Consider the following 19,214-nt stretch of genomic DNA (forward strand, 5'->3'; position numbering starts at 1 on the left):
TCACCCGAGTCCGCGCCAGCCCCGAACAGGTCACCCACTACGCCCGCGCCATCCACGTCCTCGAACAACAGACTCGATCATGAGGATGGAAAAGGCTCACTACCAACAGGGCTGTTGGTAGTACTTGCAGACGTCAGATGGCGATGGCAAGCGCCAGACAGGCGCCGAAAACGAGCCAGCCCGTCAGCGGTCCGCTGACGGGCTGGTCTGTCTTCTTGACCATGACACCGCTGACGATGAGGCCCGCGAGCAGACCCAGCGGCGGTAGCAGGGACTTCGCGGTGAGACCGAACGGGAACGCCACCAGGTACACGACCGGAATCCCGATCACCAGCAGGGCGAGCTGGAGCAACGCTCCCGTTACGTTCTTCCGCACAACAGATGTTCTTACCGGAACACGAAGAACGTCACCGCCGCACCGCCTGCTCCGAGCAGGAGTGCGATGAACCCGGCCGCCACGGGGTGACGGAACCAGCTGCGGTTGTAGTCCAGCGCGGCCCGGCCAGGGCCTGCGAACAGCGCGGCGAACGCCATGCCCGCGAGCGCCAGCTCCAGCTCCACGCCGTTGGGGCCGAAGAAGCCGCCCTTGTACTTCAGCGCGATGACGTTGGCCATCACCGCGAGCAGGCCCGCCGCGGCCAGCGGCGTGAAGAGGCCGAGCACGAGCAGGCCTCCGCCGACCAGTTCCGTGACGCCGGTGACCCAGGCGAGGACGACCGACTCGCGGTAGCCCATCTTCTCGAGCGACTGCGCGAAGCCGTTGATGCCGGGGCCGCCGAAGAGACCGAAGACCTTCTGCAGGCCGTGCAGCACGAAGATGCCGCCGAGCACCGCGCGCAGCCCGAGCAGGCCGAGGTCGGGGCCGGCGGTCCAGCCGAACTTCTTGCGGCCGTCGTCGAACGGGTCGTCGTCAACGAACGAGTCGTCCACAGTGGACTTGTCCAGCGGCGTGTAGCCCGTCGTGTCGAACGCCTTCGTCGTCGAGTCGTACGGCGACCCGGCACCTTCGCCGACTCTGGCCGTGCTGTCGTCGAAGTGGTGCACTCCCCCTCCGCTGCCCGAGTAGAACGAGTCGTCGGAGAAAGCGCTCGATGTGGTCGAGCCTTTGTCGTGAGTAGCCACGCCCGCACGCTAGGAGACCCGCACAGCGCGCGCGAGAGCCGAACGGCAGCCCAGGTTAACCCATATGGCCTAATAAGTACCGTTCACAAGATTGCGTGGGGGCTCCCCCGCGGCGTAGCGAGCGACCTCCGACGCGACGATGGCGTAGGCGCGCTGCACATGCCCCGTGCAGCTTCCGGCCACGTGCGGGGTGAGGAGCAACCCCGGTGCGGTCCACAGTGGATGATCGGCGGGAAGCGGTTCGGGATCGGTCACGTCCAGTGCCGCGCGCAGTCGCCCGGAATTCAGTTCCGCGAGCAATGCATCGGTGTCGACGACAGGGCCGCGGGCGCCGTTGACGAGGATCGCGTTGTCCTTCATCGCGGCGAGGAACTTGGCGTCGACCAGGTGCCGGGTCTCCTCGGTCATCGGCGTGAAGACGACCACCGCGTCGAACTCCGGGAGCAACGCCGGCAGCTCGTCCACGCCGTGCACGCCGTCACGGGCGGTGCGGCCGACGAGCACGGCGGTGGCGTCGAACGGCTCCAGGCGCCGCCGCAGCTGCTCGCCGAGTCGCCGGCGCCCACGATCAGAACCTTCTTGTCCTGCAAGGTGTCCGTCAGGTGGTAGTCCCAGCGGCCCTCGGCGCGGGCACGTTCGAAAACGAGGAACTCTCGGTATATGGCCAACAACGCGCCGATGGCCCACTCAGCCGTGCTGCCGCCGTGCGCGCCGCGGCAGGTCGAGAGCATCACACCGTCGGGCACCTTGCCGACGAAGTTCTCCGCACCCGCGCTCAGCAACTGCACGAGCTTGAGATTCGGCAACTGTGCGAACACGTCGCGCGGGTCGGTGCCCGCGAGGAACTTCGGCACCAGGACCTCGGCATCCAGCGCTTCGGTCGGCAGCGGCTGTCCCGGCGTGTACGGAACAGGCCGGACACCGTCCACCCCGGACAGCACCTGAACTCCGAAATCATCTGGCACGAGCACGGTGAGCGTCACAAGAGCAAAGTACGTCAGAATGACGACCATGCGGGAGCACGACGTCATCTCCTGGGACGGCACGAAGATCCGAACGTGGCAGGCGGATGGTGACGGCCTGCCCGTCCTCCTGTGCCCAGGCGTGGGTTCCGGGCCGGAGTCGTGGCCGTCGCTGACCGACCGAGGTGGTCTGCTCAGCTGGTACATGCGCGGCACGATGGGCTCCGACAGGCCCGTGGACGAGCGCAACATCTCGTTGGACGACCACGTTTCGGACGCAATCGCCGTACTGGACGACGCGGGCGTCGAGCGGTGCGTCGTCATGGGCTGGTCGATGGGCGTCACGATCGCGGCCGAGCTGGCGTTGCGTCATCCGGAACGGGTGGCGGGCCTGCTGCTCGTCACGGGAGCGCCGGGCGACTCGTTCGACGGCATGCTGCCGTTGCTGCCCAAGAACGTCCGGCGGTTCGTCGGGCTGACCGGCACGAAGCTGCTGCAACAGGCCGGTCCGGTGTTGGACAAGGTGCTGCACCGCGTCCCGGTGACGGACCTGACGACGTTCCTGCTGCGGCACAGCGGTGTGATCAAGCCGAGCAGTGACCCGAAGGTCGTGACGAACGCGGTCAGCCGGTTCCTGCAGCACGACTGGCGCTGGTACTTCACTCTGGCGCTCGCGCTGGGCGAGACACCGCGCCAGGACCTCAGCCCGATCGTGTGCCCGGTCACACTCCTGGCCGGCCGTGACGACCTGCTGGCGACGACGGAGAGCATGTCCGGTCCCGTCGGCGCACTGCCCCAGGCCCGGCTGCGGGTGCTGCCGTGCAGCCATTATCTGCCGCTGGAGGCACCCGAGGTCGTGTCGGCCGAGCTCGACCTGCTGCTCGGCCGGGTGCACTCGGTCGACTTCGCGATCGAGTCGAGAAGTTGACTTCGGGTTCACGGTCGCACACCTAGCCTGGGAGTCGTGGTTCGTTCCGTCGTGTTGCTGACCGCCGCCTGCCTGCTGGCAGGGGGCTGCGCGAGCTTTCCCGACCAGCCGGCACCGACGAGTTGGAGCGCCCAGCCACAGCTGACCCCGCAGGCGGGCCCGAAGCCCGAGCTGCCGGGCGAGTTCCGGCCGACGCCTGGTGAGCAGGGCAAGGGACAGCCGCCGCAGAGCGTGCCGCCGCCGCAGGGCTGCAAGGACTTCAACCCCGGCGTGATCGCCACGTGCCTCAACACCGTCACGGGTGTCGCCCCGATCGGCGCGGACGCTCAGGGCGGCGTCGCGGCCTACGCGACGGAACGCGGTGGACGCCTGGTCAAGGTCACCAAGGACGTCGACCCCGTCGTGATCGCGCAGATCGAGACCGACACGTCGTCCGACGGCGGGCTGACCGGGCTCGCGCTGTCGGCGACGTTCGCGGAGGACCAGCTCGCGTACGTGTACGTGACGACGGCGACGGACAACCGGGTGCTGCGGACGGCGCCGGGCGACACGCCCAAACCGATCCTCACCGGCATCCCGAAGGGCCCGTCCGGCAACCGCGGCGTGCTCGCCAGCGACCGCAAGGGCTCGCTCCTCGTGGCCACCGGTGACGCGGGGAACCCCGCGCTGGCCGCCGACCCGACCTCCCTGGCCGGCAAGGTGCTGCGCATCGACGGTTCCGGCAAGCCCGCGCAGGGCAACCCGACGGCGGACTCCGCGGTCGTCTCGTCCGGGCTGCGACTGCCCGGCGCCTGTGAGCGTCGTCGGCGGACGCCAGAAGATCTGGGTGACCGACTGGGCCGCGAACGCCGACGTCGTCTACCGCGTCACGGCCGGCAAGCTCGGCGAGGTGGCGTGGAACTGGCCGGACAAGCCCGGTGTGATGGGCTGCGCCTCGTACTCGGACAACCTGACCGTGACGACGTCCAAGACGCCCGGCATGCAGACGCTGTCGATGAACGCCGCCGGTGCCTTCACGGGCAAGCCGGAGCTCACGATGCAGGAGAACGGCTACGGCCGGATGGGGCCGATGGAGATGCTGAACGACTCGGCGTCGCTGGTCGGCACGGTCAACAAGGCCGGTGGCCAGCCGCTGTCGTCGGACGACCGGGTCGCGATCATCGTGCGTGAAGGTGGAGGCGGCGGCGGTAAGGACTAGGCCGCTAGGTCGCGAAGGCCTCTCCGCCTTCGCGCCACCACCGCGCGTAGACCTCGCTCTCCTCGACCAGCTTCAGGTACCCGGCCGCGACCTGCTCGCACAGGTCGTCGATTTCCCCTGCCACGGGCGCGTCGGTGCGCCAAGCCAGCACGACCTCCCGGACCAGCGGGTTTCCCGTGACCGGCAGCCGTGCGATACCGGGTGGGGTGCCGCCGACCGGGTAGAGCGGGCACACCGCGCCGGCCTCCCTGATCAACGTCAGCGCGACGTGCGCCTCGCTGCTGAAGTGCGCGATCCGCTGCTCGAACCCGGCCGCCGCGCACTCGCGGGCGAAGTGGGCGTTCATGCCGCTGTCGTCCGGCTCTGGCATGACCCACTTGTCGCCGGCGAGCGCTTCGAGCGGGATCTCGGGTTCCTGTGCGCACGGGTGGTGGTCGGGCACTCCGACGAACAGCGGCTCTCGCGTGAGCAGGCGGTGTCCCACGTTCGGCGGTAGCGAAAGCGGAGTACCGGGAAATTGACGCATGACCGCGATGTCGAGTTCGCCCGTCGTGAGCAACGCGGTGAGCGTCCCGGTCTCCTTGATGGTGCGACTCGTGACGTTGTCTTTCAGAGCGCTCACGAGTAGTCCGAAGTGATGAGCGGGGATTCCTGCGAGCCTGGTCGGAGCGCTGGAGCTTTGCGCGTTACGGCGCGTTACGCGTTCCAGCGCGACCAGCTGGGTGAGCATCGACCGCGCTTCCTGCACGAAATCCTGGCCGGTCGGCGTGAGCCGCACGCCATCGGCCGTACGCAGGAACAGTGCGCCACCCAGATGGTCCTCGATGCGTTTGAGCTGCGTCGTCACCGCGGGCTGGGTGAGGTGCAGGCGTGCGGCCGCCTTGCGCAGGCTGCCGCAGTCGGCGATCGCCACGACCACTTCGAGATGGCGCACTTCGAGACGCATGCGGCTCATGTTATCGCTCAATGTAATAGCCACAATACCCTCCGGAATCTCGCGTGAGACGATGTCGTCTCGATACGTTCGCCGATGTGATGGAATTGGCCGAGCGTCCGACGCGCACCGATGCGGTGCTGTTTTCGGATCGCGCAGTGAAAACGTTTCTGGAGGCCGCGTCCGCCGAATACTCGTTCATCACCGAGGATGAACCGAGACCATGTTTCGCGGTGCTGCTCGGCCGGTCGGCCGACACGGAGGCCGTGGTGCGGGAGGTGGCGTTCGGCCGCAACGCGCGCCTGACCGATCCTTCAGCGCGCGAGGAGTTCGCCTCGACGATCGTGCCGCGCTTCGGCACGGCGTACGAGAACCCGGTGCGGGCGTGGTGGCTCGACCCCGCGGACCTGCTCACGATCACGCGGACGGCGGACGCGCGGGGCCTGGACGTGCTCGGCTCGATCCACCTGCACCCGGACTGGCACCGCCTCGGACCCGAGTGCGAGCGCGACCGGCCGTTGAGCGACCACCCGACGCCGATGGACGAGCACATGTTCCGCAACAGCGGATGGCCCGTGAACGTCGTCTGCTACCTCGAACGCCGCCATGGCGGCCTCTACTACTCGCTCGCCGCGTGGGACGCCGAGTGCCTGCGCCTGCCGTTGAGGATGAACCACACATGACCGAACCGATCTACGAGCTCTGGCGGCGCATGGAGAAGGGCTGGGCCGACGGGGACGGCGACGCGTTCGCCGGTGTCTTCGCCGAGGACGTCGACTTCGTGACCGTGCGCGGTGAGGAGCTGTACGGGCGGCGTGCCGTCGCGGCGGGCCACGGGCAGCTGTTCGCCGGGCTTTATCGCGACACCGTGCTGACCGCGGAGATCAGCCTGATCAGGCCGCTGTCCGACGGGATCTCGCTCGTGCACGTCAGGTCTTCCATCTCGCCACCGGGCATCACCACACACGCGCAGGCCGTCGTCGTGCAGCGCGACGGCGGGTGGGAGATCGCCGCGTTCCACAACATGATCCCGAAGGGAAAGTCGTGAGCAGGCCCCGGTTGCGCCACATCGCGTTCGTCGTGCGGGACGCGAAGGAGATGGCTGACTTCTACACCTCGCGGTTCGGGATGGAGCTGTTCCACACCGACCCCGACGGCAGCCACTTCGTCACCGACGGGTACATCAACCTGGCGTTGATCCAGCAGCGGCTGGACGGGGACGTGCCGACCGGCTTCAACCACTTCGGCTTCCACGTCCCGGATGTCGCGCCGTACCTGGAGACCCTCGAACCTCGCCCCGCACTGCGCGGCGGCGACCGCCCCTTCGCCGAGTACCGCGCGATCGACCCCGAGGGCAACTGGTTCGACCTGTCCGCCCACGGCTTCCTGCCGCCAGGAGCCGGGGAGGCCTGAACCTCCCCGGCTCCGGCCGGCTAGCGCGTACCCGTCCAGAAGATGGCGCGTGCGACCTGGGCGTACAGGCCCTTGGGGTGGTTGCGGAACATCGGCTCGGTGCCGAACAGGACGACGCGAGCGCCGGCCGCCGCCGTGCCGGAGACGACCGCCGCCTGACCCGCGGCGGCGTCCTGGCCACCGGTGCCGTTGTCACGCGGGCGCCAGTGACCTGCGGCGATCACCGTGGAGCCGTACCGCTGCTCGACCGTCACACCCGCACCGAGGTTCGTGAACCACTGCGGCGAGTAGACGAACGAGTGCTGGAGGGCTCCGGTGCCGATCGGGCCGGTGCCGTTGACGACGTTCACCACTCCGTTGGCGTCCTCCCAGCCCGCGACCGGCGTGGCCTGCAGCAGCTTGGCGTCCACGTTGAACTTGCCGCCCGTCGCGCCGCGGGTGACGACGCCACCGCGCTTCAGGAACTCGTCGAGCCCGGCCTTGGCAGCAGCGGTGAGCTGCGTGTAGTTCAGGCCCGACGACACGAACAGCACGTCGATCCGCGACCAGTCGAAGCCCGCGTTGAGCACGGCGGTCGAGATCGTGCGGACGTCGAAACCGGACTCGCGCAGCACCTGCAGCTCGTCAGGGCCGACCGCGGCCGCGATCGTCTTGCGCTGCAACGCCGTTCCGCCCGGCTTGGCCGTCGTGAATCGCACGCCGTAGCGGTCGGCGACCTCCCGCGCGGCGAGCCTGTCGGCGGCCGGAACCACGATCGTGCCGTCGTCCTGGCGCCGCAACGCGATGCCACGGCCGAGCAGGTCGTTGACGGCGTTGGCGTCCTTGGCGTCGTTCAACGTCAGGGCGAGGTCTGCGCCGGGAGCCGCGCCGACGTCGCCGGTCGGGGCCGCCGCGACAACGTCCTTGCCGTTGAAGTGGAACGGGCCGTTCTTGTAGATGTCGATCGACGCACCCCAGAGCAGGCGGTGGCTCCAGCCGGAGATGTCGTACATCACCGGCACCTTGGCGCTGATGTCGCTGCCCTGCTCCAGCATCACGTTCGCGAGCGCACGCTTCGGCTGGTGCATGTCGACCACGTACGACCCAGCCGGATAACGCTTGCCGCCCAGCGAGAACGGCTTCTCGGCCCGTTCCACCCGGACGTCGTGGGCGACCAGGAGATCGACGAGCCGGGCCGCGGCGGGTGCCGAGCGGTCGTTCGTGATCACGTAGGCGCGCGGGAACTCCGTGCGGTAGCGGTCTTCCGGTCCGAAGCCGGGCACGAAGCCGTCCGGGATCTCGCGCTGCGGCTCACCCGCCTTGCCCCGGCGGAACATCTCGGCCTGGTTGGAGATCAGGTCGCCGCGGTGGTCGTCCACGTAGTCGATCGTGGTCTTGATGGTGGACTCGACGACGTCGGTGTTGATCTTCGTCCTGCGTTGCAGCTCAGTCGCCGGGAGCGTGTCGTACGCCTGGCGGTTGACCTGCTGCGGGATCTCGATCGTGTACGAGATGGCGCCGTGGTACATCGAGTACTGCGCGGTGTAGATCGGCGCCCAGCCGTCCCACACGCCGGGGTCGTAGTCGCGGAACGGGATCTCCGGCTTCGCCGCCTCCGGGTGGCCCAGCGACTGGACGTCCTTCTCCATCACGAGGCCGTTGGCCAGGCCGTGCTTGATGTAGAGGTCGAAGTCGTAGTTCTGGCCGTGCGGCGGAGTGGTCGGCTCGATGAGCGTGTTCTCCACGTAGCCGTGCTCGTCCAGCATCATCAACGGCTGGGTGTTCTCCACGATCTCGCGCATCACCCGGTTCTCCGGCTGCGAACTCGTGGCGAAGTCGCGGTTGAGGTCGAAGCCCGCGTTGTTCTGCCGGGTGCCGGCGACGCGGCCGTCCGGGTTCGCCGTCAGGTTGAAGTAGATCCTGTTGCGGCGCAACAGGTTCTTGGTCTCGGAGTCGTCGCTCGTGGCGAGGTGCTCGATGACGCGCAGCGCGCCGTCAGTGCCTTCCCACTCGTCGCCGTGGATGTTGTTGTTGATCCAGACCGGCGCCTTGTAGAGGCCGGCCGGGACCTTGCGCCCTTCCTCGATGCTCGCCCTGAACTGCTCCTGCAGCCTGGTCTGCGCCGGGCTCTCGGGCGCGGTCAGCGTGACCAGGTACAGGTCGCGGCCGAGTCCTGACTGGCCGACGACCTCGACCGAGATCCTGTTGCTCTTCTGCTGCAACGCGTTCAGCTTCGGCGCGAGCGAGTGGTACGGCGCCAGGTTGAGCTTGATGGTCTTGTCTGCAGGGTTCTCGGGGTACGTCCGCAGCTTCGTCCTGCGTGGATAGCCCTGGTAGCGGTCGGCCTGGTTCTCCCCCCGGGCCTGGACCAGCTGCGCCGTGAGAGCGCTGTCCACGGCCGCGACTTCATTGCGCTCAGGCCCGTTTCCGGGCTCACGATCTGGGTTCGACGGTTGTGCTGTTCCACTGACGGGCGCCGCCACCGCCGCGGTGACTGCCAGGAGAACAGCGAGCAGAGTTCTGCGCATGCGGTCGTTTCTCGCACAACGGCCCGCTCATCGACTAGAGCCGATAGGCGGGCCGTTGTTTCCCCTCGGTCAAGACTTGAACCAGCAGAGTGGCACAGGAAGTCACCCGTGAGCGAGAGAAGTTCACCAAACTCGATCGCTAATCGGGGCACAAATCACCACTGACCAGCGCGTTCATTTCACTGAACGCCGTACAACCACTCGAACGGCCTAGCCAGAGCCAAGACACAGGAACGGCCTGCGGAACGGGTCCTTCGCCATAGCCTCGGCCAGCGCCACAGCGGGCGCGGCACCGGCGGCAAGGGCCCGGTGGTAGTCGGCCATCGCGGCGGCGCTGGCCTCGTCACCGACCTTGCTGGCCCGCGGCGACGACGGTCCGCGTGCCGCCCGCGAGCATCGCGCCTGCGAACCCAAGGGCCTCGTCACCAGGCCTGATGCGGTTCAACGCCAGCTCGCACGCCGCGAGCACCACGTGCGCGGGCGGCTTCCTCAGCCTGCCCAACTCGTGCGCGAACAGCGGACCGTCGACCAGTTCGAGACGAGAGAACAAGGCGTTTTCGGTCTCGTGTTCGCCGTGGGCGGCGACGTGCACCAGATCGGCTCCGTCGAGATGGGCGAGCAGCTCGACCGCCGTCGCGTCATCACCGGAAAGGACGGTGGCGTGGTCGTGGTGCGCGGCGAGCCGGTCGACCTCACCGTTCGGCAGGCTGAGGCCAGGCCCTGTCACCAGCAGCACCTTGTCGGTCTTCGGCTTGCCCGGCTGGGCGGCCGCGAACCAGGCCGTCGCGGAGGGCGCCGTGGCGACAGGCCGGCCGTGCAGGCTCGGAAGGACACCCCACGGCACCGCGTACAACGGCCCGGTGGGCACCATGACCAGCTCGCGCTCCCCGATGAGCGCCCTGAGCGGCTTGATCAGCAACTCGTCCAGACGATCGGCCTGCCTGCGCGCAGACGCACCGATGACCTGCACCAAGGGCTGCGGCAGGTGGTCGGGCGCCAGTGCGTTGAGGTCGAAGTGGAGCTTCCTCGCGCTCTCCAACGCGTCGTGCGCGTCCCCGAGCCGCACCATGCGCACTTTGGCACCAGCGATGACGACAGCCACCATCTCGCCCCCGGACACCACGAAACTGACCATCGCCCGCTCACCGAGCGCGGCGACGACCTCGTTGATGCCTGCCATCGGCCGGGGCCTGCCCCACCGCTGGGCGTTCCACCCGAGCCTGTTGGCCTCCCGCTGGGTCTTCGCCAGCTTCGCCCGCAGTTCGGCGGTGGGCCGGCCATCCAGACCAGCGCGCATCAGGTCGCGGCCGAGACCACGCACCTCGATGATCCGTTCGGCCAGCTCCGGGTTCTCGACGTGCTCCAGCGGTTCGTAGCGGTAGGTCTGCGCTCGTGTGCGCTCCAGCCACACGAACAATTGCCTCGCGTTGTTGCCCGCCAGCACCAGGCGGATGGCCAGCTCACCCAGCTCACGGCTGTGGACCGCCGCCGCGGACACCAGCTCGAGACCACCGAGCTGGTCCCGCACCTGGCTCAGTTCCTCCAGGCCCTTGCGCGTGTGCAGCAGCGCCGCACGGCGATTGCCTTTGGCCAGTGCGAGTTCGGCCAGCACGAGGCGGCGCTGCATGCGGTGATCGATCGGGGTGACCGCACGTGGACCTGGCAGGTGTCGCAGCAGTTCCTCTCCATCGGCGAGCCGACCCCGCCGGACCTCCAGCCGCGCCGCCAACAGCTTCGCGAGCCGGGCCTCATCGATGAGGTGGTTGGCGGCCAGGTGATCGGAAAGATTCAGTGCCTTCTGCACAAGCGCCGTCGTCACGCGCTTCGCCTGCATGGCGTGCGCCCAGAGTTCGATCAGGGCGGCCATCATCCACCAGGTGCTGCCGCGCTTCTCCAGCTTGCGCAACGACGCCTTCGCCATCCGTCGGGCCAGGTCGAACTGGTCGTCGAGCAACGCGGCCGACGCGCGGAACATCTCGACCTCTGCGACGTCCTGCTGGCGCTTCTCCTTGCGCATCACCGGCAACGCCTCGTCGAGGTGCCGACCGGCCTCATCTGACAGTCCGACCATCAGCATCAGCTCGGCCTGGTCGAGCTGAACTCCGGCGAGCAGAGAGAACTGCTCTTCGGAGCGGAGGATGCGCACTGTCTCGTCATAGCGGCGCAACGCCTCTGCGAGGTCTCCACTCTGCTTGTGAATGTTGGCGAGTGCGTGGACCGCGTACGGGCGGAGATCGTCCAACTGATGTTCACTGGACAGCGAAATGGCGCGTTCGAGATCCGCGATCGCTGGTCCACGCCTGCGGATCGCTGCGCAAGCGAAGGCGCGGGCGATCAACGACGAGGCGACCTTCATCCAGAACTCGGAGTCGATTCGCTCAGACGAGTGCGCGATCTCCTGCTCGGCCCAGGTGATGTGGACGCTGAACCATTGGACCGCCTGCTCAGGCTGGCCCATGCGCATGATCACAACGCCTTGGCTGTAGGCGATGCTCCCGTTCAGCTGGGCGCGCGTCCACAGGTCGGGCAGGCGTTCGACCTCGCGCCTGGCCTCGTCGAAGAGCTCGACCGCGATCTCCATGCCACTGGTCTCGCCAAGGCAGCGGCCGAGCGTGTAGAGGATGCGAACCCGCAGCTCCGTCCGTTCCGGGGTGTCAGGAGCGCGGTCAGCGTGCGCGAGTGCACGCTTCAGCAGGCGGATGGCGGCTGGCAGGCGGTACCTGGCGTGGTCCGCCATCCCCTTTTGAACAACTCGCGCGCTGTGTCCAATGCACGAGCGGGCATGTGATCATCACACCACATGCCTCCAAATGGCGCTGTCCGCCAACCAGGCGCAGACCTGGTCGACGGACACCGCAGAGTGTGACTAGCTGGCTACATCTTCCTTCGCCAGGTTGTCCGGGTGGTTCGGGCAGTCGCGCTCGTGCTCGACCGGGCCCTCGGAAAGCAACCGCGGCTCACCGACCAACGGGTGGCCGGGAGGCTGTCCGCAGCACTGCGGGGTGAGCGGCGGGTCTTCCTGTGGCGGCTTCGGGTCCTTGGGATCCTCGTCCGTGATCAGGTCCTTGACCTTGTCCAGGATGTCGCCCAAGAATCCTTCGCGCTGTGCACTCATGAGGTTTCCCCCCTCGTTTGGACTATTACTGTCCATCCCCCCAGATGGACGCACGGAGAGAATCGCACACACGGCTACGGGTATACGTCTCAATTAGCTAACAGCCACTCGGTCGGCCTAAGATCACAAAGGGTCACCTGCACAAACAGGTGACCCTTTGTGATTCTTGCTTCGATTATGTATCTAGGAGCAGCGTGCGAGCACGATCTCGCGCACGCGTGCCGCGTCGGCCTGGCCCTTCGTGGCCTTCATGACCGCGCCGACGATGGCGCCGGCCGCCTGGACCTTGCCGTCGCGGATCTTCTGAGCCACGTCCGGCTGGGCCGCGAGGGCCTCGTCGACGGCCTTCTCCAGCGCCGAGTCGTCGGACACGACCTTGAGGCCGCGCTTCTCGATGACGTCGTCCGCGGAGCCCTCGCCTTCGAGGACGCCGTTGACGACCTCTCGGGCAAGCTTGTTGGTCAGCGTGCCGGAGTTGACCAGCTCGATCACCCGCGCCACCTGGGCGGGGGTGATGGCCAGGTCGGGGAGCTCGACGCCCTTCGAGTTGGCCTGCTGGGCCAGGTACGACACCCACCACGAGCGGGCCTCGTCCGGCTTCGCGCCCGCCTCGACGGTGGCGATGATGAGGTCCAGCGCGTTGGCGTTGACCAGGTCGCGCAGCACCTCGTCGGTGAGGTTCCACTCCTTCTGGATGCGCGCGCGGCGCTCCCAGGGCAGCTCGGGCAGGGTGCCGCGCAGCTCCTCGACCCACTCGCGCGACGGCGCGATCGGGACCAGGTCCGGCTCGGGGAAGTAGCGGTAGTCCTCCGCCGTCTCCTTCTTGCGGCCGGGCGACGTCGAACCCGAGGACTCGTCGAAGTGACGGGTCTCCTGGGTCACGGAACCGCCGGACTCCAGCACGGCGGCCTGACGCGTCATCTCGAAGCGGACGGCGCGTTCGACGCTGCGCAGCGAGTTGACGTTCTTGGTCTCGGTGCGGGTGCCCAGTGCGCCGGTGGTCTTCGGCGAGAGCGAGACGTTCGCGTCGCAACGCAGCGAGCCCTGGTCCATGCGGACGTCCGACACGTCGAGCGCCTTGAGCAGGTCGCGCAGCGCCGTGACGTACGCGCGGGCCACCTCGGGAGCACGCTTGCCGGTGCCCGGGATCATCTTCGTGACGATCTCGATCAGCGGCACGCCGGCGCGGTTGTAGTCGAGCAGCGAGTGCTCGGCGCCGTGGATGCGACCGGTGGCACCGCCGACGTGCAGCGACTTGCCGGTGTCCTCCTCCATGTGCGCGCGCTCGATCTCGACCCGGATGATCTCGCCGTCGTCCAGCGTCACGTCGAGCCAGCCGTTGAAGGCGATCGGCTCGTCGTACTGCGACGTCTGGAAGTTCTTCGGCATGTCCGGGTAGAAGTAGTTCTTCCGCGCGAACCGGCACCACTCGGCGATCTCACAGTTCAGCGCGAGGCCGATGCGGATCGCGGACTCGACGGCCTTGCCGTTCACCACCGGGAGCGAGCCGGGAAGACCCAGGCACGTCGGGCAGGTGTTCGTGTTCGGCTCGCCGCCGAACTCGTTCGCGCAGCCGCAGAACATCTTCGTGTTGGTGTGCAGCTCGACGTGCACCTCGAGGCCCAGGACGGGGTCGTACTTCTCGATGACCTCGTCGTAGTCCATCAGCTCAGCCAGAGAGGTCATGCCAACTCGTCCTTCCGCAGAGCGCGAACGGCCAGCGCAGCACCCGTGACCGCCACGGCGATGCTGGCGATCGCGTTCGCCAGGGCCAGCTTGTCCTTCTTCTCACGGGCGGCCTTGAAGCCCGAGAACGCGCCCACGGCTCCCGCCACGGCGCCTGCGAGGCCGAGGAAGCCCCTGGCCTTCTTGATGTTCACAGCGACGGACCCCCAAACCCGCCACGCGCGGCCTCGTACGCCGCGGCGAGGCGTACATGCGATGGTCCTGCAGCGCCGGAGCCATGATCTGCAGGCCGACCGGCATGCCGTCCTCATCGGACAGACCACTCGGGACGCTCATCGCCGGGGTGCCCGCGAGGTTCGCGGGAATCGTGCAGAGGTCCGCCTTGTACATGGCCATCGGGTCGTTCGCGCGCTCACCGATCTTGAACGCCGTGGTCGGCGTGGTCGGCGAGATGAGCACGTCGAAGTTCTCGAACGCCTTCGCGAAGTCCTGCGTGATCAGCGTGCGGACCTTCTGGGCCGAGCCGTAGTACGCGTCGTAGTAACCCGACGACAGCGCGTACGTGCCGATCATGATGCGGCGCTTGACCTCGGGGCCGAAACCGGCCTCGCGGGTCAGCGACATGACCTCCTCGGTGCTGCGCGTGCCGTCGTCGCCGACGCGCAGGCCGTAGCGCATGGCGTCGAACCGGGCGAGGTTCGACGAGCACTCGCTCGGCGCGATGAGGTAGTAGGCGGGCAGCGCGTAGTCGAAGCTCGGGCACGACACGTCCGCGATCTCCGCACCCAGCTCCTTGAGCTGCGACACGGCGGCCTCGAAGCTGCGCAGCACGCCCTGCTGGTAGCCCTCACCGCTGAACTGCGTGACGACACCGACGCGCAGGCCGGACAGGTCGCCGTTCTGGCCCTCGCGGGCGGCGGCGACGACCGGCGGCACCGGGGCGTTGATCGAGGTGGAGTCCATCTCGTCGTAGCCGGCGATGATCTCGTGCAGCAGCGCGGCATCGAGCACCGTGCGGGCACACGGACCGGCCTGGTCGAGGCTCGACGAGAACGCCACCAGGCCGTAGCGCGAAACACCGCCGTAGGTGGGCTTCACGCCCACGGTGCCGGTGACGGCGCCGGGCTGGCGGATCGAGCCGCCGGTGTCGGTGCCGATCGCGAGCGGCGCCTGGTGGGCTGCCAGCGCGGCGGACGAGCCACCGCCGGAGCCGCCGGGGATGCGCTCGAGGTCCCACGGGTTGTGCGTGGGGCCGTACGCCGAGTTCTCGGTCGACGAACCCATGGCGAACTCGTCCATGTTCGTCTTGCCGAGGATGACGACGCCGGCTTCCTTGAGCTTGCGGGTCACCGTCGCGTCGTACGGCGGCAGCCAGCCCTCGAGGATCTTGGAACCGACGGTCGTCGGCACGCCCTCGGTGGTCATGACGTCCTTCAGCGCCAGCGGAACACCCGCGAGCGGTGAGACGACCTTGCCGGCCTTGACGTCCTCGTCGACCTTGCGGGCCTGCGCGAGCGCGCCCTCGGTGTCGACGTGCAGGAAGGCGTTGACCTTCCCGTCGGTCTCGGCGATGCGGTCCAGGTGAGCCTGCGTGACCTCGACGCTGGAGATCTCACCGCTGTGAATCTTCGCGGCGAGCTCGGCCGCGGTGGCGTGGATCAGGTCGTTGGTCATGCTTCCTCACCAAGGATGCGGGGCACGCGGAACCGGCCGTCCTCGGCCTCAGGAGCGCCGGAGAGCGCCTGCTGCTGACCGAGGCTCGGACGGACCACGTCCTCGCGGAAGACGTTGGTCAGCGGAACGGCGTGCGACGTCGGCGGGATGTCAGCCGTGGCGATGTCGCCAACGGTGGCCACCGACTGGAGGATCACGTCGAGCTGGCCGGCGAACAAGTCGAGCTCGTCCTCGGTGACGGCCAGCCTGGCGAGCTTCGCCAGGTGCGCGACCTCGTCGCGGGAGATGCTGGGCACTCCTGTCAACCCCCGTAGGGTCGGGATTCGAATCGGGAACCCCGTGAGTCTATGGGCTGGTCAGTGCGGTCTTCGAACGGGTTACCGCCTCTACTGTTGAGCAGCACGTCAACTTAACCGTTCTGCAACGCGGACAGCAGGTCATGCGTTGACGATGCGTCTGCGAGAATCACCGACCGGCAACGGCGCGAGACGCGGGGTCCCGCGCACGAGCTATGGAGGCGTTCACCTTGTCGTTCCTGATCCGGGTCCAGCTCCCGGACCGTCCCGGCACCCTCGGCGCGGTCGCAACGGCTTTGGGCGAGATCGGGGCGGACATACTCAGCGTCGACGTGGTGGAACGCGGTTCCGGCGTGGCCATCGACGACCTCGTGGTGGAACTGCCGTCCGGCCGCCTGCCCGACACGTTGATCACCGCGGCCGAGTCCGTCGACGGCGTCGAGGTCGACGCGGTGCGCCCCTACGCGGGCATACTCGACACCCACCGCGAGCTCGAACTCGTCGAGGAGATCGCCGAGGAGCCGCACAAGGGCCTCGAGGTCTTCACCGAGGGCGTCCCGAAGATCATCCGCGCAGGCTGGGCCGTCGTCGTCGGCCCCGAGGGCACCGGCATCAACCGGCTGACCTCGTCTTCCGCGGCCCCGGAGACCCGGATGGCGAACGTGCCGTGGTTCCCGCTGGAGCGCGCGACCGTGCTCGACGGCGAGGAGGAGTGGGTGCCGGAGACCTGGCGCGAGCTGGGCACCGAACTGGCGGCCACTCCGCTGGGCAAGCCTGACCGCGTGCTGGTCGTGGGACGTCCTGGCGGGCCGATGTTCCGCGCGGCCGAGGTGGCACGTTTAGCGCATCTGGCCGGCATCGTCGCGGTCGTGCTGCCGGACTAGAGCTTGTTTCTTGGATCTCGTTCGATGGAGATCAAGAAACAGGCCTAACTGGGAGCCTTGGCCTTCTGGTTCCTCCTGGCCATCGCGATCAGCTCGGCGTTGTTCCTGGCCTTGCGGCCATCGGGCATCCGGAGGGTGTCCTCCAGCCCCATGCGCACCTGGTGCTCGAGCCTTGCCGCGTAGGTGAAGACGGGCCAGGCGTCGTCGTCCCTGCCGTGCAACAGGATCGGCAGGCCGAACGGTTCCACCTGCCGCAGCAGTTGTTCCGCTGTCCGCTGGGTCGCGGTGACCGTGATCCTCGTGGTGCCCGCCGGTAGCTCTGCGAGCTTCACCGCCGATTCCACGACCAGGTCGACGCCGACGTTGACCTGGCGCAGGGCCTGGGCCAGCTCCCGCCAGCCGGGCCGGCCGACGTGGACGCTGGCGACGTCCGGGCGTCCCGCGGCCAGTGCGGCCCAGCTGGCGACCAACGTGGTGAGGCTGCCCGCGACGTCGGTCGACACGCTGATCTCGATGCCGGGCACGGCGGCCCTGACCGTGGCGATCGTGGTGGCGATCTCCGGACCGGCCAGCGTCGGTGCGCCGATGACGTCCCTCGGGTGGATGTGCACCGAGGTGACACCGAGCGCGGCGACGTCGGCCGCGTCCTCGGCGAGACGCGCGGGGGACAGCGGCAGGGCCGGGTGCTCCTCGGCTGTGCGGGAGCCGTTTAGACAGGCTTGCAGCACTGCTCCACCGTCCCACAGAAGTTCGTCCGGCGCGCTGCTCCAACGGGGCTGCTCAGCGATGCCGTGCTGGTAAGCCGCCACCAGAACCGGCGGTGAAAGCCCCAAATCTCGGAGGAACCTCGCCTGTGCACGGGCGACGACTGCGATCCGAGTGCTGCGGCGCAGTGGTGTCGCGAGCTGGATTGGGCCCCACCCCGGCTGATCGTCTTCGAACATGCGTTCGCTACGGTCGCTGTTGTGAAGGTCGTGGTGCAGGTGAAGCTGCTGCCGGATGCCGTGCAGGCCTCGGCGCTGGCGGCGACCCTGTCCGCAGTCAACGATGCGGTGAACTGGGTGTCGGGGGTCGGGTTCTCCCACCATGAGCTCAGGGCGTCAGTGCGGGATCTACGGAAGCTGTGTTACGGCGAGTTGAAGGCGCGCGGGTTGGGGTCGCAGGCGGCGCAGCACGTGATCAAGCGCGCGGTCGATGCCTGCACCATGCTGCGGGCGAACATCCGCAACGGCAATCTGGGTGGCCCGAGTTCGAAGCGCCGGGTCAAGGCCTGCTCGAAGCCTATCCGGTTCCGGCCGGATGCGGCACACACCTTTGACGACCGCTGTCTGTCCTGGCAGCACGACGCCGGAACCGTGTCGATCTGGACCATGCACGGCAGGCTGAAGAACCTGCGGTTCACCGGTTCGGCCAACCAGTTGAAGACCCTGCGGGAACACCGACACGGCGAGTCCGATCTGATTTGCCGTGACGGCCTGTGGTTCTTGATCGCCACCTGCGACATCCCCGAGCCGGACGTGATCGAGCCAGCCGACTGGATCGGCGTCGACCGAGGCATCACCAACCTCGCCTCCACCAGTGACGGCGACAACTTCTCCGGTCGCCGTCTGCACCGCTACCGGCGCTGGCACGCCCGCAAGCGCGCCGAGTTGCAGGCCAAACGCACCCGGTCCGCCACGCGGAGGCTGAAACGGCGGGCGAGGAAAGAAGCCCGTCACTCCAGGCACGTCAACCACCGCATCGCCAGCGAGATAGTGGCTGTTGCCCAACGCACCGGCCGTGGAGTCGCCCTGGAAGAACTGGGCGGCATCCGCGACCGTGTCACGGTTGCACGGCACCAGCGAGCCACACACTCGTCCTGGCCGTTCCACCAGCTCGGCGAGTTCATCACCTACAAAGCCCGCCGAGCCCGGGTACCGGTACTCGTCATCGACGCCCGATACACGAGCCAGACGTGCCCGCGCTGCACGCACGTGTCCCGCTCCAACCGTCCCGCCAGGGACCATTTTCGTTGTCGTCAGTGTGGTCTCGCTGGACCCGCCGACGTCGTCGCCGCCGTGAACATCCGCAACCGGGCACGGCGCGCGTGGGTATTCGTCAACATGCCCGCACCGTCCCCTGACGGGGAGGGGTGGATGCGTCCCGCACACGACAGCCAGCCGCGGACGGGAACGCGACCCGGATTGACGGACCGAGCACCACGCTCGACCCGTCAGGGCCGAGAAGTTGACACAGGCTTGCAGCGGCCCACGGAAAGCTCGGGCGGCGCCTTCCTCCAACGGTTAGCTTGGAGGCATGCGGCTTGCCCTGGTACTAGCCCAAGAGATCGATCCGACCATGGGAGATCTGGCGCTGGGCATCGCCGGCGTGCTCGCGGTCGCGACGGTGATCGTGGTCGCCGTCATGCGGAGGAAGCGGTGATCGCGAGCTCGCTTCGCCGTTCTGCACGACCGGTGATCTACCACCAGAATCGGCTGTGATCGCACCGCCTTCTG

17 protein-coding genes and 3 pseudogenes are annotated in these 19,214 nt (G+C 68.0%); 8 read left to right on the plus strand and 12 right to left on the minus strand.

Features of this window, described 5'->3' with window-relative positions:
* Positions 1-133 precede the first annotated feature (133 nt).
* The 3 genes and pseudogenes from FXN61_RS20155 to FXN61_RS20165 form a co-directional block, all read right to left on the minus strand.
* Positions 134-376 (minus strand): hypothetical protein, encoded by a 243-nt coding sequence (locus tag FXN61_RS20155; protein ID WP_167975605.1) that lies wholly within the window; start codon positions 374-376, stop codon positions 134-136.
* 11 nt (positions 377-387) lie between these two features.
* Positions 388-1,122: a DoxX family protein gene (locus tag FXN61_RS55475; RefSeq protein ID WP_167975606.1), complete on the minus strand. Its 735-nt coding sequence runs from the start codon at positions 1,120-1,122 to the stop codon at positions 388-390.
* 69 nt (positions 1,123-1,191) lie between these two features.
* Positions 1,192-2,135 (minus strand): annotated as a pseudogene (locus FXN61_RS20165) (2-hydroxyacid dehydrogenase).
* On the opposite strand from FXN61_RS20165, the gene FXN61_RS20170 reads away from it, so the two are divergent.
* The 3 genes and pseudogenes from FXN61_RS20170 to FXN61_RS55485 all read left to right on the plus strand — a co-directional run bounded on the left by FXN61_RS20170 (position 2,134) and on the right by FXN61_RS55485 (position 4,210).
* Positions 2,134-3,012, plus strand: a complete 879-nt coding sequence (locus tag FXN61_RS20170) for an alpha/beta fold hydrolase (protein WP_167975607.1) — start codon at positions 2,134-2,136, stop codon at positions 3,010-3,012. The pseudogene FXN61_RS20165 and the gene FXN61_RS20170 sit on opposite strands and share 2 nt — an antisense overlap.
* A 402-nt stretch (positions 3,013-3,414) precedes the next feature.
* Positions 3,415-3,744, plus strand: a pseudogene (locus FXN61_RS55480) (PQQ-dependent sugar dehydrogenase); the annotation flags it as partial.
* A 61-nt stretch (positions 3,745-3,805) separates the two neighbouring features.
* Positions 3,806-4,210 (plus strand): hypothetical protein, encoded by a 405-nt coding sequence (locus tag FXN61_RS55485; RefSeq protein ID WP_312877874.1) that lies wholly within the window; start codon positions 3,806-3,808, stop codon positions 4,208-4,210.
* A 4-nt stretch (positions 4,211-4,214) separates the two neighbouring features.
* Here the strand turns inward: FXN61_RS55485 and FXN61_RS20180 are convergent, their stop codons facing one another.
* Positions 4,215-5,156, minus strand: coding sequence for a LysR family transcriptional regulator (locus FXN61_RS20180; RefSeq protein WP_167975608.1), 942 nt, complete (start codon positions 5,154-5,156; stop codon positions 4,215-4,217).
* Positions 5,157-5,302: 146 nt separating this feature from the next.
* Between FXN61_RS20180 and FXN61_RS20185 the strand changes: the two genes are divergently transcribed.
* From FXN61_RS20185 to FXN61_RS20195, 3 genes are read left to right on the plus strand one after another with little or no spacing between them, the layout of a single operon-like run.
* Positions 5,303-5,827, plus strand: coding sequence for an MPN domain-containing protein (locus FXN61_RS20185; protein WP_223165522.1), 525 nt, complete (start codon positions 5,303-5,305; stop codon positions 5,825-5,827).
* Positions 5,824-6,192 (plus strand): SgcJ/EcaC family oxidoreductase, encoded by a 369-nt coding sequence (locus FXN61_RS20190; protein WP_167975609.1) that lies wholly within the window; start codon positions 5,824-5,826, stop codon positions 6,190-6,192. Before FXN61_RS20185 ends, FXN61_RS20190 begins: the two co-directional genes overlap by 4 nt.
* Positions 6,189-6,557: a VOC family protein gene (locus FXN61_RS20195; protein WP_167975610.1), complete on the plus strand. Its 369-nt coding sequence runs from the start codon at positions 6,189-6,191 to the stop codon at positions 6,555-6,557. Before FXN61_RS20190 ends, FXN61_RS20195 begins: the two co-directional genes overlap by 4 nt.
* 20 nt (positions 6,558-6,577) lie before the next feature.
* Here FXN61_RS20195 and FXN61_RS20200 read toward each other — a convergent pair whose 3' ends face one another.
* The 7 genes and pseudogenes from FXN61_RS20200 to gatC form a co-directional block, all read right to left on the minus strand.
* On the minus strand, positions 6,578-8,932 hold the full coding sequence (locus FXN61_RS20200; RefSeq protein WP_312877870.1) for a M14 family zinc carboxypeptidase: 2,355 nt from the start codon (positions 8,930-8,932) through the stop codon (positions 6,578-6,580).
* A gap of 475 nt (positions 8,933-9,407) precedes the next feature.
* Positions 9,408-11,801 carry a CHAT domain-containing protein gene (locus FXN61_RS20205; protein ID WP_167975612.1) on the minus strand — a complete coding sequence of 798 codons (2,394 nt, stop codon included), beginning with the start codon at positions 11,799-11,801 and terminating at the stop codon, positions 9,408-9,410.
* Positions 11,802-11,930: 129 nt separating this feature from the next.
* Positions 11,931-12,179: a hypothetical protein gene (locus FXN61_RS20210; RefSeq protein WP_167975613.1), complete on the minus strand. Its 249-nt coding sequence runs from the start codon at positions 12,177-12,179 to the stop codon at positions 11,931-11,933.
* A 183-nt stretch (positions 12,180-12,362) separates the two neighbouring features.
* Positions 12,363-13,865 (minus strand): Asp-tRNA(Asn)/Glu-tRNA(Gln) amidotransferase subunit GatB, encoded by a 1,503-nt coding sequence (gatB, locus tag FXN61_RS20215; protein WP_167975614.1) that lies wholly within the window; start codon positions 13,863-13,865, stop codon positions 12,363-12,365.
* On the minus strand, positions 13,862-14,059 hold the full coding sequence (locus tag FXN61_RS20220; protein ID WP_188135279.1) for a hypothetical protein: 198 nt from the start codon (positions 14,057-14,059) through the stop codon (positions 13,862-13,864). The genes gatB and FXN61_RS20220 overlap by 4 nt, the downstream gene beginning before the upstream one ends.
* Positions 14,056-15,539, minus strand: a pseudogene (gatA, locus tag FXN61_RS20225) (Asp-tRNA(Asn)/Glu-tRNA(Gln) amidotransferase subunit GatA). The gene FXN61_RS20220 and the pseudogene gatA overlap by 4 nt, the downstream one beginning before the upstream one ends.
* Positions 15,536-15,835, minus strand: coding sequence for an Asp-tRNA(Asn)/Glu-tRNA(Gln) amidotransferase subunit GatC (gene gatC / locus FXN61_RS20230; RefSeq protein ID WP_086660690.1), 300 nt, complete (start codon positions 15,833-15,835; stop codon positions 15,536-15,538). The pseudogene gatA and the gene gatC overlap by 4 nt, the downstream one beginning before the upstream one ends.
* A 230-nt stretch (positions 15,836-16,065) precedes the next feature.
* On the opposite strand from gatC, the gene FXN61_RS20235 reads away from it, so the two are divergent.
* Positions 16,066-16,719, plus strand: coding sequence for an ACT domain-containing protein (locus FXN61_RS20235; RefSeq protein ID WP_030467874.1), 654 nt, complete (start codon positions 16,066-16,068; stop codon positions 16,717-16,719).
* A gap of 44 nt (positions 16,720-16,763) precedes the next feature.
* Here FXN61_RS20235 and FXN61_RS20240 read toward each other — a convergent pair whose 3' ends face one another.
* Positions 16,764-17,528 (minus strand): 3-keto-5-aminohexanoate cleavage protein, encoded by a 765-nt coding sequence (locus FXN61_RS20240; RefSeq protein ID WP_223165523.1) that lies wholly within the window; start codon positions 17,526-17,528, stop codon positions 16,764-16,766.
* A 156-nt stretch (positions 17,529-17,684) separates the two neighbouring features.
* On the opposite strand from FXN61_RS20240, the gene FXN61_RS20245 reads away from it, so the two are divergent.
* Positions 17,685-19,199, plus strand: coding sequence for an RNA-guided endonuclease InsQ/TnpB family protein (locus FXN61_RS20245; RefSeq protein ID WP_223165524.1), 1,515 nt, complete (start codon positions 17,685-17,687; stop codon positions 19,197-19,199).
* Positions 19,200-19,214 lie beyond the last annotated feature (15 nt).

This window comes from Lentzea indica, from assembly GCF_012184385.1.
GTDB lineage: Bacteria > Actinomycetota > Actinomycetes > Mycobacteriales > Pseudonocardiaceae > Lentzea > Lentzea indica.